This is a genomic window from Anoxybacillus sp. B2M1 (assembly GCF_001634265.1).
Classification (GTDB): Bacteria; Bacillota; Bacilli; order Bacillales; family Anoxybacillaceae; genus Anoxybacteroides; species Anoxybacteroides rupiense.
In genome coordinates this window covers 1,963,483-1,989,383 of sequence record NZ_CP015435.1, presented here as the reverse complement: position 1 = coordinate 1,989,383, position 25,901 = coordinate 1,963,483, and the positions used below count along the sequence as shown (strand labels likewise).

Annotated in this window: 31 protein-coding genes and 1 riboswitch; of the genes, 24 read left to right on the top strand and 7 right to left on the bottom strand. The window is 41.0% G+C overall.

Annotation, left to right across the window (positions count from 1 at the left end; all coding sequences use genetic code 11):
• The first annotated feature begins 346 nt into the window (after nt 1–346).
• From GFC28_RS09600 to GFC28_RS09585, 4 genes are all read left to right on the top strand, one after another.
• Complete coding sequence (locus tag GFC28_RS09600) at nt 347–1,483, top strand: GAF domain-containing sensor histidine kinase (protein WP_044745575.1); 1,137 nt, start codon at nt 347–349, stop codon at nt 1,481–1,483.
• Entirely contained in the window at nt 1,480–2,118 is a 639-nt protein-coding gene (locus tag GFC28_RS09595) for a response regulator (protein WP_044745576.1), read from the top strand. Before GFC28_RS09600 ends, GFC28_RS09595 begins: the two co-directional genes overlap by 4 nt.
• A gap of 113 nt (nt 2,119–2,231) precedes the next feature.
• On the top strand, nt 2,232–2,762 hold the full coding sequence (locus GFC28_RS09590; RefSeq protein ID WP_044745577.1) for an NADPH-dependent FMN reductase: 531 nt from the start codon (nt 2,232–2,234) through the stop codon (nt 2,760–2,762).
• The gene (locus GFC28_RS09585; RefSeq protein ID WP_044745578.1) at nt 2,755–3,969 is read left to right on the top strand and encodes an MFS transporter; all 1,215 of its coding nucleotides are present in this window, start codon (nt 2,755–2,757) and stop codon (nt 3,967–3,969) included. The genes GFC28_RS09590 and GFC28_RS09585 overlap by 8 nt, the downstream gene beginning before the upstream one ends.
• A gap of 202 nt (nt 3,970–4,171) precedes the next feature.
• Here the strand turns inward: GFC28_RS09585 and GFC28_RS09580 are convergent, their stop codons facing one another.
• Entirely contained in the window at nt 4,172–4,435 is a 264-nt protein-coding gene (locus tag GFC28_RS09580; RefSeq protein ID WP_044745579.1) for a YhdB family protein, read from the bottom strand.
• A 182-nt stretch (nt 4,436–4,617) separates the two neighbouring features.
• Here GFC28_RS09580 and GFC28_RS09575 point away from each other — a divergent pair, with 182 nt between their 5' ends.
• Nucleotides 4,618–4,857: a hypothetical protein gene (locus tag GFC28_RS09575; protein WP_044745580.1), complete on the top strand. Its 240-nt coding sequence runs from the start codon at nt 4,618–4,620 to the stop codon at nt 4,855–4,857.
• Between the two features lie 81 nt (nt 4,858–4,938).
• Here the strand turns inward: GFC28_RS09575 and GFC28_RS09570 are convergent, their stop codons facing one another.
• Together GFC28_RS09570 and GFC28_RS09565 are read right to left on the bottom strand one after the other, a co-directional pair.
• Complete coding sequence (locus GFC28_RS09570; protein ID WP_044745581.1) at nt 4,939–5,547, bottom strand: DedA family protein; 609 nt, start codon at nt 5,545–5,547, stop codon at nt 4,939–4,941.
• 455 nt (nt 5,548–6,002) lie between these two features.
• Nucleotides 6,003–6,464 carry a ferritin-like domain-containing protein gene (locus tag GFC28_RS09565; RefSeq protein WP_044745582.1) on the bottom strand — a complete coding sequence of 154 codons (462 nt, stop codon included), beginning with the start codon at nt 6,462–6,464 and terminating at the stop codon, nt 6,003–6,005.
• Nucleotides 6,465–6,710: 246 nt separating this feature from the next.
• Between GFC28_RS09565 and GFC28_RS09560 the strand changes: the two genes are divergently transcribed.
• The 17 genes from GFC28_RS09560 (at nt 6,711) to GFC28_RS09480 (ending at nt 18,794) form a co-directional block, all read left to right on the top strand.
• Entirely contained in the window at nt 6,711–6,890 is a 180-nt protein-coding gene (locus GFC28_RS09560; RefSeq protein ID WP_044745583.1) for a small acid-soluble spore protein H, read from the top strand.
• A 205-nt stretch (nt 6,891–7,095) separates the two neighbouring features.
• Nucleotides 7,096–7,920 (top strand): hypothetical protein, encoded by an 825-nt coding sequence (locus GFC28_RS09555; protein WP_044745584.1) that lies wholly within the window; start codon nt 7,096–7,098, stop codon nt 7,918–7,920.
• Between the two features lie 121 nt (nt 7,921–8,041).
• Nucleotides 8,042–9,460 carry a SpoVR family protein gene (locus GFC28_RS09550; RefSeq protein WP_044745585.1) on the top strand — a complete coding sequence of 473 codons (1,419 nt, stop codon included), beginning with the start codon at nt 8,042–8,044 and terminating at the stop codon, nt 9,458–9,460.
• Nucleotides 9,461–9,887: 427 nt separating this feature from the next.
• Nucleotides 9,888–10,262: a YidH family protein gene (locus GFC28_RS09545; protein WP_044745586.1), complete on the top strand. Its 375-nt coding sequence runs from the start codon at nt 9,888–9,890 to the stop codon at nt 10,260–10,262.
• A 535-nt stretch (nt 10,263–10,797) separates the two neighbouring features.
• A complete protein-coding gene (locus GFC28_RS09540) occupies nt 10,798–11,034 on the top strand; it encodes a glutaredoxin family protein (protein ID WP_044745587.1) in 237 nt (78 codons plus the stop codon).
• A gap of 201 nt (nt 11,035–11,235) precedes the next feature.
• Entirely contained in the window at nt 11,236–11,496 is a 261-nt protein-coding gene (locus tag GFC28_RS09535; protein ID WP_044745588.1) for a metal-sensitive transcriptional regulator, read from the top strand.
• Between the two features lie 104 nt (nt 11,497–11,600).
• The gene (locus tag GFC28_RS09530) at nt 11,601–11,828 is read left to right on the top strand and encodes a sulfurtransferase TusA family protein (protein ID WP_044745589.1); all 228 of its coding nucleotides are present in this window, start codon (nt 11,601–11,603) and stop codon (nt 11,826–11,828) included.
• 57 nt (nt 11,829–11,885) lie between these two features.
• Nucleotides 11,886–12,368 (top strand): DsrE/DsrF/DrsH-like family protein, encoded by a 483-nt coding sequence (locus GFC28_RS09525; protein WP_044745590.1) that lies wholly within the window; start codon nt 11,886–11,888, stop codon nt 12,366–12,368.
• A 10-nt stretch (nt 12,369–12,378) separates the two neighbouring features.
• Nucleotides 12,379–12,744, top strand: a complete 366-nt coding sequence (locus tag GFC28_RS09520) for a rhodanese-like domain-containing protein (protein WP_044745591.1) — start codon at nt 12,379–12,381, stop codon at nt 12,742–12,744.
• A gap of 19 nt (nt 12,745–12,763) precedes the next feature.
• Entirely contained in the window at nt 12,764–13,060 is a 297-nt protein-coding gene (locus GFC28_RS09515; RefSeq protein ID WP_044745758.1) for a rhodanese-like domain-containing protein, read from the top strand.
• Between the two features lie 17 nt (nt 13,061–13,077).
• Entirely contained in the window at nt 13,078–13,647 is a 570-nt protein-coding gene (locus GFC28_RS09510) for a sulfurtransferase TusA family protein (RefSeq protein ID WP_044745592.1), read from the top strand.
• A gap of 50 nt (nt 13,648–13,697) precedes the next feature.
• Nucleotides 13,698–14,828 (top strand): MBL fold metallo-hydrolase, encoded by a 1,131-nt coding sequence (locus GFC28_RS09505; protein ID WP_082063786.1) that lies wholly within the window; start codon nt 13,698–13,700, stop codon nt 14,826–14,828.
• A 67-nt stretch (nt 14,829–14,895) separates the two neighbouring features.
• Entirely contained in the window at nt 14,896–15,678 is a 783-nt protein-coding gene (locus GFC28_RS09500; RefSeq protein ID WP_044745594.1) for a sulfite exporter TauE/SafE family protein, read from the top strand.
• Between the two features lie 284 nt (nt 15,679–15,962).
• Nucleotides 15,963–16,826, top strand: coding sequence for a VOC family protein (locus tag GFC28_RS09495; RefSeq protein WP_044745595.1), 864 nt, complete (start codon nt 15,963–15,965; stop codon nt 16,824–16,826).
• Between the two features lie 285 nt (nt 16,827–17,111).
• Nucleotides 17,112–17,573 (top strand): flavodoxin, encoded by a 462-nt coding sequence (locus GFC28_RS09490; RefSeq protein WP_044745596.1) that lies wholly within the window; start codon nt 17,112–17,114, stop codon nt 17,571–17,573.
• 240 nt (nt 17,574–17,813) lie between these two features.
• Nucleotides 17,814–18,086 (top strand): YkvA family protein, encoded by a 273-nt coding sequence (locus GFC28_RS09485; protein WP_044745597.1) that lies wholly within the window; start codon nt 17,814–17,816, stop codon nt 18,084–18,086.
• A gap of 18 nt (nt 18,087–18,104) precedes the next feature.
• A complete protein-coding gene (locus GFC28_RS09480) occupies nt 18,105–18,794 on the top strand; it encodes a TerC family protein (RefSeq protein ID WP_044745598.1) in 690 nt (229 codons plus the stop codon).
• Between the two features lie 9 nt (nt 18,795–18,803).
• Here GFC28_RS09480 and GFC28_RS09475 read toward each other — a convergent pair whose 3' ends face one another.
• The 4 genes from GFC28_RS09475 to GFC28_RS09460 form a co-directional block, all read right to left on the bottom strand.
• Nucleotides 18,804–19,028 (bottom strand): hypothetical protein, encoded by a 225-nt coding sequence (locus GFC28_RS09475; protein ID WP_044745599.1) that lies wholly within the window; start codon nt 19,026–19,028, stop codon nt 18,804–18,806.
• Entirely contained in the window at nt 19,009–20,049 is a 1,041-nt protein-coding gene (locus tag GFC28_RS09470; protein WP_044745600.1) for a ribonucleotide-diphosphate reductase subunit beta, read from the bottom strand. The genes GFC28_RS09475 and GFC28_RS09470 overlap by 20 nt, the downstream gene beginning before the upstream one ends.
• Nucleotides 20,050–20,066: 17 nt before the next feature.
• The gene (locus GFC28_RS09465; RefSeq protein WP_044745601.1) at nt 20,067–22,307 is read right to left on the bottom strand and encodes a ribonucleoside-diphosphate reductase subunit alpha; all 2,241 of its coding nucleotides are present in this window, start codon (nt 22,305–22,307) and stop codon (nt 20,067–20,069) included.
• A gap of 125 nt (nt 22,308–22,432) precedes the next feature.
• Nucleotides 22,433–22,629: riboswitch (cobalamin riboswitch) on the bottom strand.
• Nucleotides 22,630–22,774: 145 nt separating this feature from the next.
• A complete protein-coding gene (locus tag GFC28_RS09460; RefSeq protein ID WP_044745602.1) occupies nt 22,775–23,236 on the bottom strand; it encodes a hypothetical protein in 462 nt (153 codons plus the stop codon).
• Nucleotides 23,237–23,555: 319 nt separating this feature from the next.
• Here GFC28_RS09460 and GFC28_RS09455 point away from each other — a divergent pair, with 319 nt between their 5' ends.
• Nucleotides 23,556–25,634, top strand: a complete 2,079-nt coding sequence (locus tag GFC28_RS09455) for a carbon starvation CstA family protein (protein ID WP_044745603.1) — start codon at nt 23,556–23,558, stop codon at nt 25,632–25,634.
• Complete coding sequence (locus GFC28_RS09450; RefSeq protein ID WP_044745604.1) at nt 25,627–25,830, top strand: YbdD/YjiX family protein; 204 nt, start codon at nt 25,627–25,629, stop codon at nt 25,828–25,830. The genes GFC28_RS09455 and GFC28_RS09450 overlap by 8 nt, the downstream gene beginning before the upstream one ends.
• The last annotated feature ends 71 nt before the right edge of the window (nt 25,831–25,901 follow it).

The window sequence follows — 25,901 nt, the reverse complement described above, 5'->3', positions numbered from 1 at the left end:
TTTCTTCCATCTCAGACTGTCTTGAAAGCGTTTGTCCAACAGTCTGTGCCAATGCCTATTTCGGCATTGTCTTTTTTTTATAGCAGCTGGAATCGCATCTTTTAGCATGGGGATTTTAATGATAAATATTATTTTTGTTTTCAACGATTAAACCAAAACAATGAGCTATTTCACACGTTTGCATCGAAGGCAGCATGGTTCAAGCTTGGTCACACGAATATATGAACGAAGGCAAGTTCATTTTCCACCAGTCATTGATCGTTCGTTGCGTGGATTCACTTTTGGCGAATGGTTATCAGGAAATTCATAAGAGGAAGCTTGAATCCTGACAGAAAGGAGAAAGAAAATGGCAAAAGAGATGAAGCGTGTTCAAGCATTGCAGACGATGAAAACGATCGCTGAAACATTAAATGAGGCCAATGATTTGCAAGAAATGCTGCCGACGGTTTTAAGACAGCTAATCGATGTTACAGGACTGGAATGCGGATGGATTTTTTGGGTCGAAGAAGATGGAACCTATACTTTAATGGCTGATTATGAATTGCCGCCTGCTTTAATGAGAGAAAATAAAAAACCGATGTGTGAAGGGATATGCTGGTGTTTAGAACGTTATCAGGATGGCAGACTGAAAAACGCCGTCAATATTATCGAGTGCAAACGGCTAAAAGAAGCAATAGTAAAAAATCGAGGAGAAACAAACGGAATTACTCATCATGCGACCGTTCCTTTGCGTGCCGGAGACGAGCAGTTTGGGATTTTAAATGTTGCTTCTCCTCATAAACAGCGTTTTTCCAAAGAGGAACTAGCTCTTTTAGAGTCAGTTGCTTATCAGATCGGAACGGCTATTAAACGTATAAAGCTTGTGGAAAATGAACAAAAGCTTGCCTTGCTTGCGGAGCGAAATCGACTGGCGCGCGATTTGCATGACTCGGTCAGCCAATTGCTGTTTTCATTGCTGCTGACAGCGAGCGGTGCCAAGGAAATAGCGACAGAAGAAAACATAAAAGAAGCGCTAGAGCATATGCAAACATTAGCACAAGAGGCGCTTCATGAAATGCGAGCCTTAATTTGGCAGCTTCGTCCCCAAGGTTTAGAAAATGGTGTTGCCAGCGCATTGATGAACTATAGCAAAATGCTTGGATTAAATGTAAAGCTTGATATTGAAGGAGTGCTTGATTTACCCAATGAAATCGAACAATGCTTATGGCGGGTCGGACAAGAAGCGTTAAATAACTGTAAAAAGCATGCTGGTGTTTCCGAAGTGGAGATCATGCTGTCCGTGCAAAACGAACGCGTGGCTGTAAAAATTAGCGATAAAGGGTGCGGATTTCATTATACAGGAGCAGAAACGTTATCGCTGGGATTGAAGAGCATGAAAGAACGGGTAGAAGCAGTAAACGGCGTTTTTAGTATGAAAAGCTCCATTGGAAAGGGAACAGCAATTGAATTATCGATCCCACTAAAGAAGGAGGGGAAATTGTGAGTATAAAAGTGTTAATTGTCGATGATCATCATATCGTACGAAGAGGGTTAGTGTTTTTTTTAAAAACTCAAAAAGACATTGAGGTTGTTGGAGAGGCGGCAAATGGCGCGGAAGCCGTTCAACTTGTTATGGAGCATCAGCCAGATCTTGTTATCATGGATCTTGTTATGCCGGTCATGGATGGAATTGAAGCGACGAAGAAAATGAAGGAACGATCTCCAAAGACGAAGATTCTCATTTTAACAAGCTTTGCTGATCAAGACCATGTGATTCCAGCTATTCGTGCTGGCGCATCTGGTTATCAATTAAAGGATATTGAGCCTGATCATCTCGTTGCCGTTATCCGTTCTATACATAGAGGAGAAAGCGAACTCCACACTAAAGTGATTCCGCATGTTATGAATCATTTGCATTATCAAGAGCCAGCAACAGAACATAAGACAGAGGAACTGACAAAGCGCGAAAAAGAAGTATTGGCTGAAATTGCGAAAGGAAAAAGTAATAAAGAAATTGCCGCCTCTTTAATGATTACAGAAAAAACAGTCAAGACACATGTATCAAATATTTTGGCAAAACTAGGACTTGCTGATCGCACGCAAGCCGCTTTGTACGCTGTCAAACATCTCGGACTTTAGTTGTAGTATCCTTTCCGTCCATTTTCGTAAAAGAAAATCAGTTTATGGAAGGAGTTAGCGATCATTTATGTAGCTTATATTAAAAATAGGAAAAATCATAAGGAGAGATGAGCATGAAACTAGTAGTAATCAATGGAAGTCCGCGTCAAATGGGAAGAACTGGAATCGTTGCAGAATATATTGCGAAGAATTATGGAGCTGAGCTAATTGATTTAAGCAAGCCCGCATTGCCGCTATACAACGGGGAAGAAAGCCAAAATCTGTTACCGGCTGTTATTCGCCTGCGTCAGCTCGTTCAACAAGCTGATGGTGTTGTTCTTTGTTCTCCGGAGTATCATAGTGCGATGAGCGGGGCTCTAAAAAATGCGCTTGATTTCTTAGGAAAAAACGAATTTGAGCATAAACCAGTTGCATTAATTGCTGTTGGTGGAGGAGGAAAAGGAGGCATAAATGCTCTCAATAACATGCGAACGGTTATGCGTGGTGTATATGCCAATGCAATTCCTAATCAGCTTGTGCTGGATCCGGTAAGCTTTGCAGAGAAAAGTTTGACAGCCACAGCAGCGGAACAGGTTGATGGGATTATAGCGACTCTGACTCGTTATATGAAGGCCTCCAAATGGCTAAAGATAGATCATGAATAGCCTCTATCGGGATCGCCGCTTGCACTATTTGTTACTAGCCAATACCTTGTCATCTATTGGAACAGGGATTACGATGACAGCTATTCCTTGGCTTTTCGTTCAAAAAAGCGGCGGCGAAACGGCGTTCGGATATATGACAACTGCGATAACGATCATGATGTTTTTGTTGACGCCATATATCGGGATGTGGATCGACCGTTTTTCTCGGAAGAAAATATTGCTTGCTGGGGAGGTAATAGGATTTTCCATCTCGTTACTCTTTGCTTTGCTTGGAAGAGCAGGAGAATATAAAGTTTGGCATTTAGCCGTTTTGTTTGCAAGTGGCTCCCTTTATTATTTTCTTATTTATCCAACCTTGTTTGCTTTCAATCAAGAATTATTTGTTAAGGAGCAATATAAACAGTTAAATGGAATGATGGAAATTCAAGGTCAGTTGGCGACAGTCATATCTGGAGGAGCGGCAAGCGTAATGATTGACCATATTCCATTTTCATGGATTTTATCGCTTGATGCACTGACCTATGTACTGGCCTTTTTATGCATATGGCTGATTCCGTACAAACGTTCTTTTGTTGAGAGCAAGGATCAATCATTGTTCCGCGAAAAGATGCTCGAAGGATATCGCTGCATGAAGGAGAGACCATCGTTATTTTGGTTCCTTCTCGCTTCATTTATGCCGTTTATTGGAGTCATGATGACCAATTATCTTCATCCCATTTATATTGCCGATGTGCTGAAGCAAGGCAGTTCCGTATATGGCATCCAAAGTATGGTGTATGGAATTGGAGCCGCTATAGCTGGACTGGTGACTCCTATTTTATTGAAACGCATGGCGATAGAAAGAAGTGTCGCTTTAAGCGTCGGTATTTATGCAGTTAGTATCACGATGTTTCTTTTATGTCAACAGACGGCGATCTTTTATGTACTTGTGGTTCTTACGGCATTTGCCAATGCGGGGGCAAGAGTAGCGCGCAGTTCATTGATGATGGAAAGTATTCCTAATGATAAAATGGGTCGAGTGGACAGTTTGTTCCGCGCTTTAGGATTTATGATCCGGACTCTATTGTTAAGTGTGTTTACAGGCGCTGTTGCGGCTCAGCATATTTTGCTTCCGTATGCCATATTAAGCATCTTATTAATCATTTCTACTTTGGCTGTGATAAAGTTTTCCTCTCCAGTAAAAAAAGAGCATCATCTGTCTATTTAGAGAGGGAACTTCACACACTAAGATTTGCATCAATATGGAGTGTGGGCCGTTTTTGATGAAACAACACCGCTTTATAAAACGATCAATAAAATTAAAAGCGGCATGTTTGGCCGCAAACTTTTTATCAAAAATGCGCGGTAAATCGAGTAATTTTATCTGGTATAAAACATGCTAACAAGGAAGGGAAATCCCTTCCTTGTTTTTATGGAGAATAATGTATATATGGCTCATCTCCAATATCGTACTCCCTCTCGCTCATCTCTAAAGCATGGTCAATGTATCGCAGCAAGGAGGTGAGTCGTCGCTGAATGACAGAATAATCATACTCAAAATTATAAGCATGAAGAAAATGTTCAATTTTTTTGGAAAGCAAATCATCTTGTGTACGTACCATTAAAATAAGCAGATGATCCCATTCGGAACGGTGGGTGTAGTATAACGCTTTATCATAATCCATTGTGTTCAATGTGCATGCCTCCTTCATCGAGGAGCTATTGTTAGTTTATGATGTACAGCGTATTTGTTGTGGTGTAAATGTTGTTCAATGAGGTAAAAAATAATTATAAACGAAAATGGTATAAAATAGTTGTTAGAAATGTTGCAATTTTGTGACAAAAATATTATCCTTAAAGAAAGGGGATGATAAATATGAATACACGGTACGAAGGGAAAGCGATTACACAAATGTGTAAAATGATGGCTTCAGTAGGGTTGATCGTTGGATTTGCACTATTTTTACTAAGCTTCATTGCAAACAATTACAATAAAGATTTCTTTCTCACCATTATTAGCTTAGGGATTATGGGATCGTCCATGTTTATGTTTGGATTTGGAACATTTATGGGGATTTTAACCGACACCTTTCAAAAAGGAGAAGCGAAGCCTTAAGCGATTCTGCTGAGATGATTTTCACGATAGCACGCCAAAAGCACAAGGGTGCCCAATATTAAGCGGGATACCCTTGTGCTTTTATGATGCATTTTCCTTTGTTGTTATGCGCTGGTAGTAAACATAACCGGCAATCAATAAACCAATCATGAGGATGCCAAGAAGGTAGAGGCTGTAATGCTCCATATAATGCCGTATATTTCTCCAATCTCTCCCTAATATCCTTCCAAAAGTGGTAAAGGTAAATACCCAAAAAAAAGCGCCTGTATAAGCGTAAGCGGCAAATTTTTTAAAACGGTATTCATTCGTTCCGGCCAGAAATGCTGAAACATGCCGAATCCCGGGAACAAAATAGCCGATAAATAAGAGGAAAGGTCCCATTTTAGCGAAGAGAACTTTTGCTTGCTCAATTCTCTTCTCTGACATATGCATTTTTGGACCGAATTTGTGCAAAAACGGGGTTCCTAAGCGTATGCCTAAGTAATAGCTGATTGAGATGCCGAGGAGCGCACCGATGAAGCTGCAGCCTAGTGCTGCTGGATATGACATGGCACCTGTAAAAACGTTATATCCAACATATGTTAATAGTACTTCATCAGGAACAGGGAGGCCAATGACTCCTCCTGCTAAAGCAATCATAATGCCAATGTAGCCGAATTGCTCGATAAAATGATGTAAATGCTGCTCCATCTCATCACCGCACTTTTTATTTTTAAATTTGTCCCTTCCCAATTATAAACGATTTCAACAAGCAAAAGAAATATACGAGTGACAATGTTAACTTTTCCTTGTGTGGAGTGGAATGTTTAACATACTCCACCAAGAAGTCTCCCGCCTCTTAATGGATCATAGGTGAGAGAGGGTCATTCGTCTATTTTAGGTGATATATCCACCATTGGATTACAAAAAGAAACGAGGGGTCTATTTTTTGGCTGTTGCCTGTCCGCCAAAATCGGTCATTATCTGTTCGTTAAAGAACCAACATCTTGAACTTCTATATCAATAAGGCTTGTCCATGAGCAAAACCGCCCATTTCTTTATTGCAGCTTATATCCAGATATATGGATGATCCATCCGTAACTCTCCCCTCTCTAAACAGAGTGTAGGCGGGGGCATAAGTAAGATGGAAGCTGACGCTTTTAGCATCAGCTTCTTGCTTGCTCAAGGGCTAAGATGGAAAAACGAAGCGCGTGCTCGATTTCATCGGTCATTGCGCGAAAGAACACATCGCGGATATGCTGATCATGGGTCGAAAGATAGGTGTTTCGATATTGTTCATATGCTTCAAATTCGTCTTCTCGAGCTATTTTTAATCCTTCAGCAAATGACGAAAAGGTTTTCGACTCAGCTTGATAAACAGGTTGTGCACCAAACAAGGAGATGTACAAATGAACAAATTGTTGTAAATGCGCTTGTTCATCTTTCAACGCATGAGAGATGTACAACTTTTCTTCGTTTGTCTTTGCCAGCTGCATGAGCTGGGTATAAAAATGAATAGCAGTAGCTTCTCCTTTCATTCCATTTAATAAATCGTTTGCTAATTTTCGGATACTGCCTGTTTTAGGCTGTTCACGGTAATAAGTAGCATATGGATCATAGTAGTACAATAGCTTTCCCCCCTTTCTCTTCGCTTCATGATATGCGCGGAGAAAGAGGAGAGTGTATTTTTGAGCGGCAGATTTTGTGTATGTTTGCACATGGCTCATTGTCTATTTTTTTGCCGCTTAGATTGTGTGTCATGAAGATCATTCCTTTATTTATGCTGGTATTTTTGTTGATTTTTATACGTATATTCATTGAAACAATGGCCCATATTAAAATCGTTATCAATTTCAAAAGGGAGGACAAGTGCAATGGATGTAAGAAGGGCGCGAGAAATTGCTGCATCTCCGATCATGGCCGACGTCACTTATAACGGAGAACGCATTTATATTGAACAAGTAGATGAACAAAATGAAATGGCGGTTGTTTATCCGTTAGGAAATCCAAATCATAAACAACGGGTATCCGTATCAAGCTTACACGAACATTAAAAAGCAAGTTAGAAAAACACCATATTTCGTGATACGCTCTCCTTAAGGTAGACAGATTAAAAAATAAAAAATCTGACTACTTAGAGGGGAGCGTTTTTGTGTCTAAGAGAGCCCTCACTCCAGAATAGAAATTTAAAGTTTTAAAAGCGTGAGAAGATGGGGCCTGTTCATTAGACGAAATGGAAGAAAAATATGTTTCACTCTTATGGCGATTTTTATATCAGCCAGTGGCTGCAGCCAATCAAACAACAGCCATGAAAGCGAGCAAATGCATCACGGAGATCAGCAGCAGGGCGTGGCTCATAACGAAATGCACGAGCACATGAGTAAAGAAAATCATGCGGCTACGCAAATGGTTTGGAAGTTTGCGGAAAAGCCTCTGAAAAGCAATGAACAAGCCCATTTAACGATACAAATTCAGGATCAAAAAGGGAATCCCGTTCAAGATTTTGAAATTCAGCATGAAAAACAGATGCATCTGATTATCGTAAGCAGCGATTTATCGTATTTTGATCATCTGCATCCTAAATATAAAGGTAACGGCTTATTTACAACGGCCGTCACGTTCCCAAGCGGTGGCGAATATCAGCTGTATGCTGATTATGTTTCAAAAGGGGGAGATCCTACAGTTAAAAATGATGATGTTGTCGTTCAAGGAGAAAAGGCAAAAGCTGTTTCGCTTCAACCGGACGAGCATTTAACTAAAGTGGCAGAGGGAAAAGAAATTACGCTGTCTTTTGATAAGCTCGTAGCTGGACAAGAGGCGACATTGACATTTCGTTTAAAAGATGAAAAGAGCGGCAAGCCTATTCATTTACAGCCATATTTAGGTGCCATGGGACATGTTGTCATTATCCGCAAAGGAAGCTATGATTATTTGCACGCGCATCCGATTGACGAACAGGTCGAAGGATCAGAAGCTTCATTTATGGTCCAGTTTCCTAAAGACGGAATTTATCAAGTTTGGGCACAGTTTCAACGCGAAGGAAAGGTGATTACTGTTCCGTTTACGGTGAGCGTTTCTTCATAAGAGGACAGTTTATAGGCATGCCTTGTTTCTAAAAGCTTGGGTGGATAAACAAGCGATCTACACGTATCAAATGCTCTTTTTTCTCATACATTTAGGATAAGAGAAAAAGGAGGAGATGCGCATGAGGCAAGGCGAGTTGAAAGAGCTAGAACGGGCGATTTCGGAGATTACGGAGATTGCTGAAGGCTTTGGTTTAGACTTTTATCCGATGCGATATGAGATTTGTCCTGCTGACATTATTTATACATTTGGCGCCTATGGAATGCCGACACGTTTTTCTCACTGGAGCTTTGGGAAACAATTTTACAAGATGAAGCTTCATTATGATTTAGGGCTGAGTAAAATTTATGAGCTAGTTATTAATTCCGATCCGTGCTATGCATTTTTGTTAGATTCGAATTCATTAATTCAAAATAAATTGATTGTCGCTCATGTCTTGGCCCATAGCGACTTTTTCAAAAATAATGTCCGCTTTAGCAACACAAAACGAGATATGGTCGAAAGCATGGCTGCGACGGCAGAGCGGATTAAACATTATGAACACCAGTATGGAAAATTAGAGGTGGAAAAATTTTTAGATGCCGTCTTGGCTATTCAGGAGCATATTGATCCATCTCTGCTTCGGTCGAAGCTGTCGTGGACGCTTGCAGATACAGAAGTTGAAGAAGAGGAAGAGGATGTAAAGCCGACTCCATATGATGATTTATGGTTGCTCGATGAACGAAATAAACCCGCCGCTCCCCCGCGCAAAAAACGGCGAAAAATTCCGCCGCAGCCGGAGAAGGATGTGCTTTTGTTTATTGAAGAATACAGCCGCGAGCTGGAAGAATGGCAACGCGATATTTTAACAATGATGCGGGAAGAAATGCTCTATTTTTGGCCGCAGCTTGAAACAAAAATTATGAATGAAGGCTGGGCGTCCTATTGGCACCAGCGCATTTTGCGGGAGATGGATTTGACGAGCGATGAAGCGATTGAGTTTGCTAAACTCAATGCGGGAGTTGTCCAGCCGTCGCGCACGAGCATAAATCCGTATTATTTAGGGTTGAAAATATTTGAAGATATCGAAGAACGATGGAATAATCCAACAGAGGAGATGAAAAGAAGGGGCGTTCAGCCGGGATCAGGGCGTGCCAAAATTTTTGAGGTGCGCGAGCTTGATTCAGATATTTCCTTTCTCCGCAACTATTTAACGAAAGAGTTAGTGATGCGTGAGGATATGTACTTATTCCAAAAACAAGGCAAGGATTATAAAATTGTTGACAAAGACTGGGAGCATGTTCGCGATCAGCTAGTCAGTACTCGTGTGAATGGGGGATTTCCATACATTACCGTTAATGACGGAGATTATATGCGCAATGGCGAATTGTATTTAAAGCATTGGTATGAAGGAATTGAACTTGATATTAAATATTTAGAAAAGGTGCTTCCTTATATTTATCAGCTTTGGGGCCGAACCGTTCATATGGAAACAATCGTTGAAAATAAACCGGTACTGTTCACATATGAAGGGAAGACGGTGCATCGGAAGTTTATATAATGAACAAAGCTGCTGGCAGCTGGGCACCCTAATTGTTAGCTCGATCTAGCAATGAGGGTGCAATTTTTATGAGAAAATATCAATCAGGCTTCACTGTGGAAGGAGGGATGAGGAACATCGAGGTTGAAGACGAGGCGGTTATAGATTTGCCTTCGTTATTTATTTAAGTGTATGACAAAAATCTAAAAAGTACTGTTTCAGCCCATTTTCCGGTTTTGTGTGGCCATCTGATCGTGAAAAAATGCAAGCTTCATATCTATGCATCTATATTAGGGAGCTGGTGCAGAGACATTGTATATACGAGATTCTAGTCATATTCCCGTGAGAACTTTCGTTAAAACGCAATCGAAAATTGGTAAAATGATCTTAGGATTGAACCGTATTTTTTTCTCATGTATAGTACAGGAAAGAGCGGGAGGTGCGCAATATGCAAGCGGAGAAAGAACGAGTCGCTACTATTGACTCAAAATATATTCAGCAGCATTTGGCAAACGAACGAACCTATTTAGCGTGGATTCGAACGGCGATCGCTATTACCGGTATCGGTTTTTTAATCATTAATTTACATATCAAATCTTCTTTCCATACGTTGCCGAATGCAGCTGTGCAATGGATCGGCATACTGTCGGTACTGGCTGGAGTCAGCACCATCATTTTTTCAACTGTCAGCTATTTTCAAAAAGCGAAACAAATTAATGAACAAACCTTTCGGACATCAAGACCGTTGATTCTCTTTTTATCAACTTTAATGTTTGCAGTTGTGGCCATGTTTGGACTGTATTTTTTTGCTGTTCTTTTATAATCAGCGAGCCTTTTTATATGGATGTAACCGATTTTTTGGATGATGGGCCTCGTATGGTTTGGCGCAGTTAGCTTTCTAGAAAGAAGGCTATGAAAGGGATACTGTAGCGAAAAATAGATCCCGCATTTATTATTTAGCTGTTAAAGCTAAAGAAATCTGTCCATTGTTGTGCTTATTCATTTGTTGCTGATTTCCGTCTTTTAGTGCATAAGATTTTAGACGTTCATACGCTGACACATTGCTGTTTTCAGATCAGGCCCCTAGTTTGTTGTTGATAACTGAGGGAAAACAACATTGACATCACACAATATTTATTTTACTATATACCTATACAGGTAATATACATGTATGGGTATTTATTTTTGAGAAGGAACAATACAAGAATGAGACATCCAATGTCTTGCATATCAAGTGACAATGGATGAGCTGGTCCTTAAAAGAGTATTTGGTTGTTGGCACTGGTGTTGTGGGAACAACAACATTCTTAAATTTTGCGCAAGACGTATTACTTTAATAATTTGGTGGAGGGAAAAACATGAATCATGTAACCGTGTATACGACGACGACATGTCCTTATTGTGTGATGCTCAAAAATTTTTTGCAGGAGCAGGGGGTTCCATTTAAAGAAGTGAATGTCCAACTTGATCCAATAGCGGCGAAGCGGCTTGTGGAGACAACAGGACATACAGGAGTCCCACAAACAGAAATCAATGGGAAATGGGTACTAGGTTTTGATCCAGAAACCATTATGTCGCTGATTAGTCAGCCATAGGTCATGCAAAGAAGCGGGACAGCCTCATCGGTTGTCCCGCTTAAATGATGATGTATGGAGCAACGCGATGCAAGTGCTTGAATATATACCTTTATAGGTATATAATTAAGGATGTACATGTTATAATGTAAAGAAAGCAATGCTTTTGAAGATAAATGAAGATCAGCAGGCTAATTAAGGGCTAAAAAGAGGTGAATCAAAATGGACTATAGCAAAGAAATCAAAAATCGTCTTAAGCGAATCGAGGGACAAGTAAAAGGTGTGATCGGCATGATGGAGCAAGGAAAAGATTGCAAAAGTGTGGTTTCTCAGCTAGCCGCTGCCAGAAATGCGATCGACCGAGCTATGGCGGTTATTGTGAGCACGAATTTAGAGCATTGTATTCGAGAAAATATTGAAAAAGGAGAGCAGACGGAGCAGCTTGTAAAAGAAGCGGTAGAGCTGTTAGTAAAGAGCCGATAAAATAAGGTGTCAACTCTTTAAAATAGGAGTTGACAAATTTTTTGTAGCGTAATAATATACATATAGGGGTAATGGTAAAAATGAAAATAAGGAGGAACTAACTGATGAATATTGCAAAAGTCGTTGATGCCAAAGGATTGTCATGTCCAATGCCTCTCGTGAAATCAAAAAAAGCTATCGATCAGCTTGCTTCTGGTGAGGTAGTAGAGGTGAAAACAACGGACAAAGGTGCGAAAAAAGATTTAGCCGCATGGGCACAAGCAAGCGGGCATCAGCTGGTGGATATGAAAGAGGAAAATGGCGTATTTACATTTTGGATCAAAAAAGCATAATTATTTTTTTATAAAAAAAATATACCTATACATGTATTTGTGAAAAGGAGGAGCTAGATGGCGGATAACAAGAAAAAAACGACGGTCGTTTTATTCAGCGGTGATTACGACAAAGCCATGGCGGCCTATATTATCGCCAATGGCGCTGCGGCGTATGATCATGAAGTCACCATTTTTCATACATTCTGGGGGCTCAACGCGCTTAGAAAAGATGAAGCAATCCCTGTTCAGAAGGGCTTTTTAGAAAAGATGTTCGCGAAAATGATGCCGCGAGGGGCAGATAAAATGGGACTTTCCCGAATGAATTTTGCGGGAGTTGGACCAAGGCTTATTAAAAGTGTTATGAAAAAGCATCACGCGATGCCTCTTCCGCAGCTGATAGAAATGGCGCAAGAGCAAGGAGTCAAACTTGTTGCTTGTCAAATGACCGTCGACCTTCTAGGGCTTACGCAAGAAGAATTGATTGAAGGTGTTGAGTTTGCTGGGGTAGCTGCTTATTTGGCAGATGCTTCAGAAGGAAATGTGAATTTATTTATTTAAGGTGAGAAGCATGGCGCAAATGGTCATCAATACCATTCTTTTTTTACTTATCGCATGGTTTTTCGCAAGCCGCTTGCTTCCTGCTAGAGATGTGCGAACGATCGATGCGGCTGATTTAAAAAAAGAATTAGGCAATAAAAAAGTACAGTACATTGACGTTCGAACACCGTTGGAGTTTCACGCTCATCATATTCATGGATTTAAAAATATTCCGCTTCACGAATTGAAAGAGCGTGCTCATGAGCTGTCAAAGGAGCAGGAAGTGATTGTGATTTGCCAAAGTGGCATGAGAAGCACGAAAGCAAGCAAGCTGTTAAAGAAGCTAGGATTTCAGCAAGTGACGAATGTGACAGGCGGCATGAATGCATGGCGCTAGAAAGCATGGAGGAAAAAACATGAAGGAAATAACAGCAAAAGAAGTGGAGCAACTGCTTGAAAGCGGACATCGCCTGCATATTATTGATGTTCGCGAAATGGAAGAGGTAGCAGCGGGGGCCATTCCAGGCGTACTGAATATTCCGCTCGGACTTCTTGAGTTTCGGATGAACGAGTTATCAAAAGATCGAGAATACGTGATGGTTTGCCGTTCAGGAGGAAGAAGTGCAAAAGCTGTACAATTGTTAGAACGCTATGGATATAAGGCAGCAAACATGACAGGTGGCATGCTGGCATGGGAGGGGCCTGTCAAGTAATGGGAGGAGGAGAGCAGATGATTCATGTAAACATGATGGTTGATGCGAAAGGGCTATCATGTCCAATGCCGATTGTAAAAAGCAAAAAGGCCATCAACGAATTACAGCCGGGGCAAGTATTAGAGATTCAAGCTACAGATAAAGGTTCTAAAGCTGATATTAAGGCGTGGGCAGAAAGCACAGGACACCAGTATATTGGAACGATGGAAGAGGGGAACGTGCTAAAACATTATATTCGTAAGGTAAGTGAAAATGAGGAAAAAGAGCAACCACAATTTCCTCATATTATTTCGAATGAAGAGTTGCTTGCACGGTTAAATGAAGCGAACACGACTGTTTTAGATGTTCGGGAACAGGCAGAATATGCATTTGGACATATTCCGGGTGCGCTTTCGCTTCCGCTTGGAGAATTGGAGCAAAAAATGGACCAAATATCAAAAGAGAGCCATGTGTATGTGATCTGTCGAACAGGAAACCGCAGCGATCTAGCGGCGCAGAAGCTGATGGAATATGGATTTTTACATGTATGGAATGTCGTTCCTGGCATGTCGCAGTGGACAGGACCGTTAGAGAAGGAACAGATGTAAGCGAGAGGGATTTGGGGGATTTCATCATACGATAAGGGAGGATTTTGGTTATGAAGCAAATGACTGTAAAAGAATTAACAAGTAAAGTGTTAAAGAAGGAGCACGTCTTTATCTTTGATGTTCGCAACGAAAGTGACTTTAAGGATTGGAAAATTGAAGGGGAAAATTTTGCGTATTTAAACGTTCCTTATTTTGAATTAATAGACGGGATCGAAGCAGTAGTGGATCGCATTCCAAAAGATCAGGAAGTCATCGTGGTTTGCGCGAAAGGGGGTTCATCTGAGTTTGTAGCAGAACAGCTTGAGGAGGCTGGATTCCAAAATGTCTTTACACTTGTCGATGGGATGCAAGCATGGAGCGAGCATTTGCATAAAGCGATGGTATATGAAGATGAAAACATGAAGGTGTATCAATTTATTCGAGTCGGTAAAGGTTGTTTGTCATATATGGTTATTTCTGGAAAAGAAGCTTTAGTTGTCGATCCTTCTCGTTTTATTGATGTGTACGAAGATGTAGCGAGGGAAGAAGGAGTGAATATTACCCATATTGTCGATTCACATTTGCATGCCGATCACATTTCTGGAGGTAGAGAGCTAGCAGAGCGGACAGGGGCGAAATACTATTTAATGAAAAGCGAAGGAGCGGTCTATCATTTTGAACCGTTAGAAATGCACGACACGATTGATTTTGAACAGGTTCAATTAGAAGTGCTGGCGGTGAAAACACCGGGACATACTCCAGGGAGTGTTTCGTTTTTTGTCAATCATAAGCTGCTCTTTTCAGGAGATACGATTTTCGTAGGCGGATTGGGACGACCGGATTTAGGAGGAAAAGCCGCGGAATGGGCGCTTGATTTATATGATACGGTTTACGAAAAAGTAGCGGCTATTGCGGATGATGTTGTGGTGTTGCCAGGCCATTATGCGAGTTTGGATGATGAGATGAATGGTGCCGGCTTTGTAGGAGATACACTTGGGAATATTCGTGCCCGCAATGAGATGATGCAGAATCAATCAAAAGAAGAGTTTGTGGAAATGGTAGTACAAAACGCCAATAATGAAACACCGCCAAACTTCGAGGAAATTGTAGCCATTAATCGTGGTTTAAAGGAAGCGGATGCTGAACAACAGCAAGAACTTGAGATCGGACCTAATCGCTGCGCGCTACACCATACACATTAAGCGGTAAAAACGCATGGGGGTACGCATAAAGTACCCTCTCTTTCTTTGATAAAGGGGGATTTATCAAGTGGACATTACGCTTAATTTTATTATTGTTATTTTTCTCATTGGCTTTATCGGTTCTTTTATTTCAGGAATGGTGGGGATCGGCGGTTCGATTATTAAGTATCCAATGCTGCTTTACCTTCCGCCGCTTTTTGGATTGGCCGCGTTCAGCGCTCATGAAGTATCTGGAGTAAGTGCGGTGCAGGTGTTTTTTGCCACCATTGGCGGTGTATGGGCCTATCGAAAAGGTGGTTATTTAAATAAAAAGCTTATTCTATATATGGGCGTTAGCATTTTAATTGGCAGCTTTATTGGTGGATACGGCTCAAAATTTATGACAGGCGCAAGCATTAATCTTGTTTATGGAGTGCTTGCAGCGCTCGCTGCAATGATGATGTTTATTCCTAAAAAAGGAATTGATGATGTTCCGCTAGATCAGGTTACTTTTCATCAATGGCTTGCAGCGGGTCTTGCGTTGATGGTTGGAATCGGGTCAGGCATTGTCGGGGCAGCTGGTGCGTTTTTGCTAGTTCCCATTATGCTTGTTGTGCTCAAGATTCCAACAAGAATGACGATCGCTTCTTCGTTGGCGATTACTTTTATTTCTTCGATTGGATCCACATTTGGTAAAATTGTGACAGGACAAGTTGACTTTATCCCGGCGCTGATTATGGTTATAGCAAGTATAATCGCCTCTCCGCTGGGGGCAAAAGCAGGGCAAAAGATGAATACAAAAGCGCTTCAAATCATTTTAGCGGTTTTAATTTTAGGAACAGCTATTAAAATTTGGGGAGAAATTTTGTAAAAAAGGCAGTTGGATAAGGTGGATGCTTTGAAGCGTAAATGACAGCAGCTTGCCGTATTAACAATTAAAAGGATTTTCCCTTTATAACGGGACAATGAGATTGCCTCTTCGTTCTTTTTTTATAAAATGGATAAATATCCATTTTATTTCTTTTTTTATATTTTTTATATTGATTATTATTTGATATTTATGATAAAAAGTAAAATATTTTTATTTAACCACTTGCTTATTTATCTCGAACTTAAATATTATTAAATTAAAATAAATCAAAGGAGTCTTCATTCATGAGATCTACGATTCATCCGAAAGTAGAGATTGGCCATGTTCATTTACGTGTCGCAAAGCTCGACCGCTCCATTCATTTTTATACGAAATGGATAGGGCTTCAACTATTAGAGCAGAAAGGAAACTTAGCGGTGCTAACAGCTGACGGGATCACGCCGCTTATTGTATTGGAGGAAAGCAGCGATACAGTAAGGAAACCGCCGCGAACGACGGGCTTATATCATTTTGCCATTTTAGTTCCTGATCGTTCTATCCTAGCACGTGTGCTGCTTCATTTGCTGAAGGTAGGCTATCCGCTGCAAGGCGCATCAGATCATCAATTCAGCGAGGCGGTGTATTTGGCTGATCCAGATGGAAATGGCATTGAAATTTATGCTGATAGGCCAAGAGAGCAATGGGAAAAAGCAGAAAACGGCGAATACAAAGGGGTGACCGAGCCACTTGATGTAGAGGGATTGCTAGCAGAGGCAGATCATGCTCCTTGGACAGGATTGCCGCCAAAAACGAAAATGGGTCATATTCATTTACATGTTGCCCATATGCATGAAGCAGAACAATTTTATCACCAAGGTTTAGGATTTGATATTACGATTCGCATGGACAATCATGCATTATTCGTTTCAGCTGGAGGGTACCATCACCATATTGGATTGAATACATGGATAGGTGTAGGAGCTCCGGAACCGCCGGAAAACGCGCTTGGTTTGCGCTTGTTTTCTATCGTTTTTCCGCATGAAAAGGAGCTTGAAAAGGCGATTGAAAGCTTGAAAGCAATAGGGGCTAAAGTTGAATGGACAGGAACAGAAGCAGCGACAGTCGATCCGTCTGGAAATCGAATTCAATTAAGAGTCCAGAAAGCATGATGTTGAAAATAGGAATAAAAAAGCAGGGGCTACCTGCTTTTTTATTTTGTTAAGGCGTTCGGGTTGAAAAATTGCTATAAGAAAGCCGTTTTAATGAACCGAAAGAATCATCGAAACGGTTAGTGAATATCGGAAAACCAGCATGGATTTATTGATAGAGCCCCCTTACTTTGTGGAAACGAATTTTCATTGAACCGAAAAAAAAACAATTGACAATGATAATCTTTATCAAATAGAATGATTATTGATAATGATTATCATTCGTTTTTAGAAAAGGAGATTGTCATGATGAAGGTAATCATGGTGTATACAAGCATGACAGGAAATACAGAGGAAATAGCAAATGCCATCTTAGAAGGAATTCAAGAAGAGGGAATAGAAGTGGAGGTAAAAGAGGTGCTGGATGCGAGCGCAGATGAGCTGGAAGCGTATGATGGCATTTTATTGGGAGCATATACATGGGGAGATGGAGAGCTGCCGGACGATTTCCTTGATTTTTATGATGAAATGGATTCCATTCATTTATCGGGAAAAAAAGCAGCTGTATTTGGCTCGTGTGATTCCGGCTATGAAAAATACGGAGCCGCGGTTGATATTTTAGTGGAAAAATTACAGGAATTAGGGGCAGCTGTTGTGCTGGAAGGATTAAAGATTGAATTGGCACCGACTAGTGAAGAAAGGGAGAGTTGCAAACAGTTTGGCAAGCAATTTGTCCAAAAAATGCTAACTGAGCCAAGTACATATTGACAGTCTATAGCTAATCGACTATTATAAGGGTGTAAGCATATAGGAAAAATGCGCGTAAAAGGGGAGTAGCTTTTACAGCAAAGTCGTCAGTTCAGGGTGGCATATACCCTCGGCTTTGTTGGCAACGGTGATGTTGTTAGCAAGACCTTTACCGAACGATGGTAAAGGTCTGTTTTGATAGAAGGCCTTTACCATAACGGTAAAGGTCTTTTTTCATTACATGAGGAAAGGAGGAAGAGAATGAGAAAAGCCTGGAAAAAAGCGAGATTGCTTTTTCACACTTATCGCTTGATCCCATTTTTAGTTGGATTTTTTCGTTCTCATGAAATACCGCTTTCTAAAAAGATGACATATGTGCTGATCATATTTGCCTACTTTGTTTTTCCGTTTGATCTGCTCCCTGATTGGTTGGGTATTTTTGGTATTTTTGATGATGTGGCAATTTTTATGTGGATTTTGCAGAAAATGATAAAAGCATCGCCACATCACTTAAAGCGTAAATACGGAGTGTAATGAAGGAGGAAATGCTAAATGGAGTTATTTTCAATGGAGTTTTGGTCCGCTCTTTTATCTATTATCATTATCGACTTAGTATTAGCTGGAGATAATGCGATTGTAATCGGGCTGGCGGCACGCAATTTGCCAAAACAGCAACAAAAGCAAACGATTCTATGGGGGACGGTTGGAGCGATTGTTATTCGCGCCGTGGCAACCCTGGCAGTTGTATGGTTATTAAAAATCCCAGGTTTGCTGCTAGTCGGTGGAGTTTTACTCATCTGGATTGCCTATAAGCTATTAGTGGAAGAAAAAGGGCATGAAGTGCAGGCAGGGAAAAGCATGTGGGAGGCGATTCGAACCATTATTATCGCTGATGCGTTAATGGGCTTAGACAACGTATTAGCAGTAGCAGGAGCCGCGCATGGTAGCTTTTTATTAGTCGTTTTGGGATTGCTCATTTCGATTCCAGTCGTTGTGTGGGGCAGTACCCTTATTTTGAAATGGGTGGAGCGTTTTCCAATCATTATTACAATCGGTGGTGCCATTCTTGCGTGGACCGCTTCAAAGATGATTGTTGCTGAGCCGTTTTTAAAAGGATACTTTGCTAATCCTGTGATTAAATATGGTTTTGAGCTGCTTGTCGTTGCTGGAGTCGTTTGCGCTGGCATGATCAAAAAGGGAAAAGAAAATAATAAAGGGGAAGCTAAAGCCGCCAATCATTGATTGGCGGCTTTAGACTGTTGCCGAAACGCTTTGATCCGGCAGGGAGGCTTTTTTGTCTATTCGTGAACGCCTTGGTTTGATTTGTGTTTGCGCTCGGCTGTGTTTCTTGTCTGCCAAGCGTTTCAGTCCTTCTGATGCAGAAATAGAAATGACAGGATGTTTAATGGATTTTGTTTGCTGGCTCATCGGCCATGAATGATTGGCGGATGCTTTGTTAGAGCTCATCGAAGCCATTATCGACATTCACTTTTGTATATTGTCGCGATTTTTGTTCAAAAAAGTCAGATTTTCCGAGATCTACTTCTTCATAGGCTTTAATCCAGCGGAGCGGATTTGTCCGATAGCCTTCAAATGGACGCTCGAAACCAAGCTGGTGGCAGCGGACATTCGCATAAAATTTAATGTAATCATGTAAATCCTCAAGATGAATGCCTTCGATATCATGGCCGATCATGAAGCTCGCCCATTCGATTTCTAATTCGGCCGCTTGAATAAAGGTTTGCTGAACAAATGCCGCTAAGTCATCTGTCCGATATTCTGGATATTCGCGCAGAACCTCTTGGAATATTTTTGCGAATAAGTCGACATGGATATGTTCATCGCGATTAATATAATTAATCATAGTGCTTGTGGCCACCATTTTTTGATTGCGTGCCAAGTTATAAAAGAAAGCAAAGCCGGAATAGAAGAATAAGCCTTCTAAAATGACATCATAGACAATGGATTTTAATAAATTTTCTACATTTGGCTGCTCGGCAAATTCTTTATATCCGTTTGTGACAAAATCGTTTCTTTTCCGCAATATAGGCTCATTTCGCCAAAATTCAAATACCTCATCTTGCTTTTGTTTTGGAACGAGGCTAGAAAGCACGTAAGAATAAGAATGGTTATGAATGACCTCCTGTTGAGCCAGCATGATCATCAGCGCGTTGATGCTTGAGTCGGTAATGTAATCAGCAACCTTTCCTGCATAATCTGTTTGAATGCTGTCAAGCAAGGCTAGCAGGCCGATAATTTTTAAAAAAGCATCCTGTTCACGTGCGGTTAATAATGGAAATTGCTTGACATCTTGGGACATATTAATTTCAAACGGTGTCCAAAAATTGGCGAGCATTCGTTTATATTTAGCATATGCCCACGGATAGGCAATATCGTCCCAATTGAGCACATTCGAGCATCGTCCGTTGATGATTCGCGTGGAACGGTTGGGCGCTTCAGGGTCCATAATGATTCGTTTCGTTAAAGCAGATGTCATCATAACTCCTCCTTATATTAACTTGCGCATGATTCACATTCTTCAATGTTGCTTGATGTTGAACGAACATAATAGGTTGTTTTTAAACCGGATTTCCAAGCGGCAAGATGAAGGGCTAATAAATCCTTTGCTTTAATGGTGTTCATTACGTAAAAATTGAATGAGATCGATTGGTCAATATGGCGCTGCCGCATCGCGTTTTGTTGAATGCTCCAATGCTGGTCAATATGATAGGCTGATTTATAGTACCAAGTTGTTTTTTCGTTTAAGTCTGGCGCTGTAACTGGAATCTTATAATCTTTTTTTTCTTCGGCATACATCTTCAAAAAGATCGGATCAATGCTGGCGGTACTGCCGGCAATAATCGATGTCGAAGCATTGGGAGCAATCGCCATCACATAGCCGTTGCGCATTCCATGTTTAGCTACGTTTTCTTTCAGATGAATCCATTTGGAAGTGTTGTAGCCACGTTTATCGAAATAGGCCCCTGTCTGCCAATCAGATCCAGAAAACGCTGGGTAACTGCCTTTTTCTTGAGCAAGCTCCATGCTTGCTTGAATAGTGAGATAAGCAATTTTTTCATAAAGCTCGTCCGCATAGTGAACGGCCTCTTCTGATTCCCAGCGAATGCCTTTTAAAGCGAGCAAATGATGCCATCCAAATGTGCCTAGTCCGACAGCCCGATATTTTTGATTCGTCAACTGTGCCTGCAAAACAGGGATTTGGTTTAAGTCAATCACGTTATCAAGCATGCGCATTTGAATAGGAACGAGCCGTTCAAGCACATCGTCCATAACGGCTTTAGCTAAATTGATCGACGATAGGTTGCAGACGACAAAATCGCCAGGGATTTTTTCAATGATGATTTTTCCATCTTTTACATATTGTTTTTCCATCACGGTCGGGCTTTGATTTTGGGCAATTTCAGTGCAAAGGTTGCTACAATAAATCATGCCGAGATGGGGGTTCGGATTTTTTCGATTCACTTCATCGCGATAAAACATAAATGGTGTGCCTGATTCTAGCTGGCTGCGCATAATGCTTTTCATAATTTCAATAGCTGGAACTTTCTCTTTTGAAAGGCGCTTTTCTTGAACGCATTCCCAATATTTTTGACGAAAACTGCCGTCCCCGTTTTCTTCATCATAAAAGTCTTCTAGACTGAATCCCATGATTTGTCGTATTTCGTGTGGATCAAATAAATACCAATCTCCGCGTTTTTCTACTTGCTCCATAAATAAATCAGGGATGCAAACGCCTGTGAATAAATCGTGTGTTCTCATCCGTTCATCGCCATTGTTTAATTTGGCATCTAAAAAAGCAAAAATATCTTTATGCCACACGTCTAAGTAGACAGAGATGGCTCCTTTTCTTTGGCCAAGCTGATCGACGCTGACAGCGGTGTTATTCAATTGCTTCATCCATGGAATCACGCCGGATGAAATCCCTTTAAATCCTTTAATATCGCTGCCGCGGCTGCGAATCTTTCCGAGATAGACGCCAATGCCGCCTCCTGCCTTGGAAAGGTTAGCAATATCGGTATTGCTGTCGTAAATACCTTGCAAGCTGTCATCAATCGTATCGATAAAGCAGCTTGATAGCTGACCATAGTTTTTTCCTGCATTGGCTAAAGTCGGAGTGGCAACCGTCATATATAAATTGCTTAATGCCCAGTATGCTTCTCGGATAAAGGCAAGTCGCTGCGTTTTTGGCTCTTTGGCCATCAATGTCATCGCGATGATGAGAAAGCGCTCTTGCGGCAGTTCATATAAATTTCTTTCATAATCACGGGCAAGATAGCGATCTGCAAGCGTGCGGAGACCGATATAGGTAAATAGCTTGTCTTTTTCTGGATTGATGATCGCTCCAATCTTTTTAATTTCTTCTTTTTCATAATCATCAAGCAAAGAATGGTTGTAAACTCCCTTGGAAACGAGAGAAGCGACCAGCTCGTAAAAATCACCGTAGCGTTCTTTTGGATGATAACCGCGATTTTGAGCTGCTTCGTGATAAAGCTTCTGTAAATAAATGCGGGCGCAAACAAAGGTCCAGTCTGGTTCTGCTTCGCTAATATATGAAAGTCCCTCAAGAATGCAATCATTTGCCATTTGTTCGAAGGACGCAGTGTCTTTGTTTTGAATCATGCGAAGCACACGCTTGATATATTCGGATGTGTCTAGATGAGGAAATTCATTTGTAAGATCATGAATCCAGGCAATCAATTCTTCTTGAGAAACGGTTTGAAAAGTAAACGTCATTATCGGCTCCTCCTCTTTCCAATAAAAAAATCCACTCCGGATTGAGTGGATGAAACGATAGTATAAAAAGGAATAAAACTTCCCTTCTTAAACCATCGCTTCATCTTCTCCCTCCCCGAAGAATGTGAAACGAAACAAGCAAGGCAGGTCTCCTGACTTGTGCTTCTTCCTACTTTGGATCCTTCCCGTATACGCGCCGTATAAGCTTTCGTATACAGTGGAGCTTCCATTTCGTCCGCACATACAGTTGCGGGGGCAGTTCTGGATTTACACCAGATTCCCTATTAAGTCCTAAGGGACACCTTTACTTGTGGTTTGTTCTACTATATATAGTTTTTGTTTTTGTTCTCCGATACAATATATTGTGTTTGTTAGTTGCGCTGGTATCATCATATAATAAATCAATGGAAAATTCAACTATAATATTTCTGAAGTGGAAAAATAAAAAACGCGCTCGATCGGCGCGTTTATTTTTGAAGTGGGAGAAATTTAATAAGCAGCGAGCGAATCAGTAAACCGGTGAGCACACCAGGAATAACTGAGAGCATTGGCAGCCAAATTGGTCCAAAAAAAATGCCGAAGATGGTAACGCGGGAAGAGTACATCAGTCCAACTGTGACAAAATAAGCTGAAAAAACGAATGGAAGAAAAGCGTAAGGAGAGCGACCACCGTCAGCATCTTTATAAGCATCCCACATTGCAAAAAAATACAAACATGGATAAAACATAAGCCATTGAAAATCAATGACTTGGGTTGCTTCGATTGTTTTTCCCAAAAAGCTCAGGCGAATGGCTTCATTAAATCGGGATTGAGAGTTTACAATAAATTCTAATAAAATAAAGATGGTTCCTTTGAAATACTTTTGATTCAAAAGCTGTCCGAATCCTGGTAAAGCAATACTCCATAACAACCGTTCAATTGCTTTCACGTTTTCTTAACCCTTTACTAATGGATTTTATTTGTTGATCATCGACTATATCCTATATCGCCTCGTATATAGAAAAAGAGCCCTGCCTTATTTTTATCATTTCCGCTTTTTACAGTTTATATAATTACATTTTATTGAAAATATACATTTTGTTCCTATTGAGATCGGGAATTTGAAAATGGTGCATGTTAGGTGTGTAATTTGACATGTTATGTCTAGTTTTGTTCATGTTAAGAAAATATTTGGGTAACTTTTCAGAATAGTTAGTATAATCACTGTGAGTAGAGGATAATTTTTTAGTGCAAAGGGGGAGAGGATTTTGAAAGCGGTTAAATCAATCGTGATTTGGGGATTGATTTCGATCATTGGAGCCATTGGCTTTGCGGTATTGGCTCTGCACCGCGGTGAAACGATTAATGCGATTTGGCTCATTGTGGCAGCGGTGTGTGTATATGCAGTGGCTTATCGTTTTTATAGCAAATTTATTGCGCGAAAAGTATTTGAGCTGGATGATAATCGCAAAACACCAGCTGAAGTGATGAATGATGGAAAAGACTATGTGCCGACGAATAAATGGGTGTTATTCGGACATCATTTTGCTGCTATTGCAGGAGCTGGCCCGCTTGTTGGCCCCATTTTGGCATCACAGATGGGATATTTGCCGGGCACGCTTTGGATTGTAGTCGGTGTGGTACTAGCAGGTGCGGTACAGGATTTTGTCATTTTGTTTGCTTCAATGCGCCGCAACGGAAAGTCACTTGGTGAAATGATTAAAGAAGAAATGGGCTCCTTCACAGGGCTTGTTGCGATGCTTGGGATTTTAGGTATCATGATTATTTTATTAGCCGTGTTAGCGTTGGTGGTTGTGAAAGCGCTTGTAGGAAGCCCGTGGGGAACGTTTACCATTGCGGCAACGATTCCGATTGCGATTTTTATGGGAATTTACATGCGCTATCTGCGGCCAGGCCGCGTAGGGGAAGCTTCATTGATCGGTTTTGTTCTGCTGATTGTTTCCCTTATTGCGGGACAGCATGTGGCTGAACATCCGACATTAGCCAATATGTTTACATTTAAAGGGGAGACAATTGCTCTTTTAATGATTGCTTATGGATTTGTGGCTTCAGCGTTGCCTGTATGGCTATTGCTAGCGCCGCGCGATTATTTAAGCACTTTTCTTAAAATCGGAACGATCGTTGGTCTAGCGCTTGGTATTCTTGTTGTTGCACCTGATTTGCAAATGCCTGCTGTGACCAAATTCGTCGATGGAACAGGACCTGTATTTTCAGGAAATTTATTCCCGTTTTTATTTATCACCATTGCGTGCGGAGCTGTTTCTGGATTCCATGCTCTTGTTTCTTCCGGAACGACGCCAAAAATGATCGAACTCGAAAGCCATGCCCGCCCAATCGGATATGGGGCGATGCTTATGGAGTCGTTTGTAGCGGTAATGGCTCTTGTCGCGGCATGCGTGCTAACACCAGGGGTTTATTTTGCGATTAATAGTCCAGCAGCTGCTATTGGCACAGATGTAGTCCAGGCTGCCCAAACGGTTTCATCTTGGGGATTTGTCGTTACCCCAGACGCATTGACAGAGTTGGCCAAAGATATAGGGGAGCAAACGATTTTATCGCGTACAGGCGGTGCACCGACTTTGGCTATTGGGATGGCAGTGATCCTTTCAAAAGTGATTGGTGGAAAAGCATTTATGGCTTTTTGGTACCATTTTGCGATTTTATTTGAAGCGCTATTTATTTTAACGACGATTGATGCGGGAACGCGTGTTGGCCGCTTCATGATTCAAGATATTATCGGACATTTTTATAAACCATTTGCTAAAACCGATTCATTGCCGGCCAATATTATTGCAACGGCTTTATGTGTACTCGGATGGGGATATTTCCTCTATCAAGGAGTCATTGATCCGCTTGGCGGAATCAATACATTATGGCCGCTGTTTGGTATTGCCAACCAAATGCTTGCTGGTATCGCCCTTTTATTAGGAACGACTCTTTTATTTAAGATGGGGAAAAAGGCATACGCATGGGTAACGTTAGTGCCAACAGTGTGGCTATTAGTTGTAACGATGACAGCTGGATTTCAAAAATTGTTCCATCCGGATGCTAAAATTGGATTTTTATCACATGCGAAAGTATTCAGAAATGCGCTAAAAGAAGGCAATATTTTAGCACCAGCGACGACAGAAGCGCAAATGCGGCAAATTATTATGAATGATTATGTAGATGCAGCGTTATGCGGCATTTTTATGCTCGTCGTTTTAGCTGTGCTCATTTCGTCGATTAACATTTGGATTAAAGTATTGAATAATAAAGCAACACCTCTTAAAGAAGCTCCTTATATTCCACGGGATGATGGAAATGGGGTTAAGCATTATGCGTAAGCTTCTAGCAAATATGATCAAATATCGGCGGCAATTTTTCGATTTGCTTGTTGGGGTGCCGAATTATGAACGTTATGTTGAACATATGAAAACGCATCACCCGGGAGAACCGATTAAGTCGCGAAAGGAGTTTTTTTGCGAGGCACAAGATGCAAGATATAACGCCAAAGGTGGAAAAGTATCTCGGTGTTGCTGAAAAAAGGGGGATTCTGATCTCCCTTTTCTCTTTCTTTGCTGTTTAGAAATGCCAGAGAACATGATAGGATT

Excerpts from the sequence above, each read along its gene's own strand:
- GFC28_RS09600 (WP_044745575.1), top strand. The coding sequence starts at position 347 with ATGGCAAAAGAGATGAAGCGTGTTCAAGCATTGCAGACGATGAAAACG.
- GFC28_RS09590 (WP_044745577.1), top strand. The coding sequence starts at position 2,232 with ATGAAACTAGTAGTAATCAATGGAAGTCCGCGTCAAATGGGAAGAACT.
- GFC28_RS09585 (WP_044745578.1), top strand. The coding sequence starts at position 2,755 with ATGAATAGCCTCTATCGGGATCGCCGCTTGCACTATTTGTTACTAGCC.
- GFC28_RS09575 (WP_044745580.1), top strand. The coding sequence starts at position 4,618 with ATGAATACACGGTACGAAGGGAAAGCGATTACACAAATGTGTAAAATG.
- GFC28_RS09570 (WP_044745581.1), bottom strand. The coding sequence starts at position 5,547 with ATGGAGCAGCATTTACATCATTTTATCGAGCAATTCGGCTACATTGGC.
- GFC28_RS09560 (WP_044745583.1), top strand. The coding sequence starts at position 6,711 with ATGGATGTAAGAAGGGCGCGAGAAATTGCTGCATCTCCGATCATGGCC.
- GFC28_RS09555 (WP_044745584.1), top strand. The coding sequence starts at position 7,096 with ATGGCGATTTTTATATCAGCCAGTGGCTGCAGCCAATCAAACAACAGC.
- GFC28_RS09550 (WP_044745585.1), top strand. The coding sequence starts at position 8,042 with ATGAGGCAAGGCGAGTTGAAAGAGCTAGAACGGGCGATTTCGGAGATT.
- GFC28_RS09545 (WP_044745586.1), top strand. The coding sequence starts at position 9,888 with ATGCAAGCGGAGAAAGAACGAGTCGCTACTATTGACTCAAAATATATT.
- GFC28_RS09540 (WP_044745587.1), top strand. The coding sequence starts at position 10,798 with ATGAATCATGTAACCGTGTATACGACGACGACATGTCCTTATTGTGTG.
- GFC28_RS09535 (WP_044745588.1), top strand. The coding sequence starts at position 11,236 with ATGGACTATAGCAAAGAAATCAAAAATCGTCTTAAGCGAATCGAGGGA.
- GFC28_RS09530 (WP_044745589.1), top strand. The coding sequence starts at position 11,601 with ATGAATATTGCAAAAGTCGTTGATGCCAAAGGATTGTCATGTCCAATG.
- GFC28_RS09525 (WP_044745590.1), top strand. The coding sequence starts at position 11,886 with ATGGCGGATAACAAGAAAAAAACGACGGTCGTTTTATTCAGCGGTGAT.
- GFC28_RS09520 (WP_044745591.1), top strand. The coding sequence starts at position 12,379 with ATGGCGCAAATGGTCATCAATACCATTCTTTTTTTACTTATCGCATGG.
- GFC28_RS09515 (WP_044745758.1), top strand. The coding sequence starts at position 12,764 with ATGAAGGAAATAACAGCAAAAGAAGTGGAGCAACTGCTTGAAAGCGGA.
- GFC28_RS09510 (WP_044745592.1), top strand. The coding sequence starts at position 13,078 with ATGATTCATGTAAACATGATGGTTGATGCGAAAGGGCTATCATGTCCA.
- GFC28_RS09505 (WP_082063786.1), top strand. The coding sequence starts at position 13,698 with ATGAAGCAAATGACTGTAAAAGAATTAACAAGTAAAGTGTTAAAGAAG.
- GFC28_RS09495 (WP_044745595.1), top strand. The coding sequence starts at position 15,963 with ATGAGATCTACGATTCATCCGAAAGTAGAGATTGGCCATGTTCATTTA.
- GFC28_RS09490 (WP_044745596.1), top strand. The coding sequence starts at position 17,112 with ATGATGAAGGTAATCATGGTGTATACAAGCATGACAGGAAATACAGAG.
- GFC28_RS09485 (WP_044745597.1), top strand. The coding sequence starts at position 17,814 with ATGAGAAAAGCCTGGAAAAAAGCGAGATTGCTTTTTCACACTTATCGC.
- GFC28_RS09480 (WP_044745598.1), top strand. The coding sequence starts at position 18,105 with ATGGAGTTATTTTCAATGGAGTTTTGGTCCGCTCTTTTATCTATTATC.
- GFC28_RS09475 (WP_044745599.1), bottom strand. The coding sequence starts at position 19,028 with ATGGCTTCGATGAGCTCTAACAAAGCATCCGCCAATCATTCATGGCCG.
- GFC28_RS09470 (WP_044745600.1), bottom strand. The coding sequence starts at position 20,049 with ATGACATCTGCTTTAACGAAACGAATCATTATGGACCCTGAAGCGCCC.
- GFC28_RS09465 (WP_044745601.1), bottom strand. The coding sequence starts at position 22,307 with ATGACGTTTACTTTTCAAACCGTTTCTCAAGAAGAATTGATTGCCTGG.
- GFC28_RS09450 (WP_044745604.1), top strand. The coding sequence starts at position 25,627 with ATGCGTAAGCTTCTAGCAAATATGATCAAATATCGGCGGCAATTTTTC.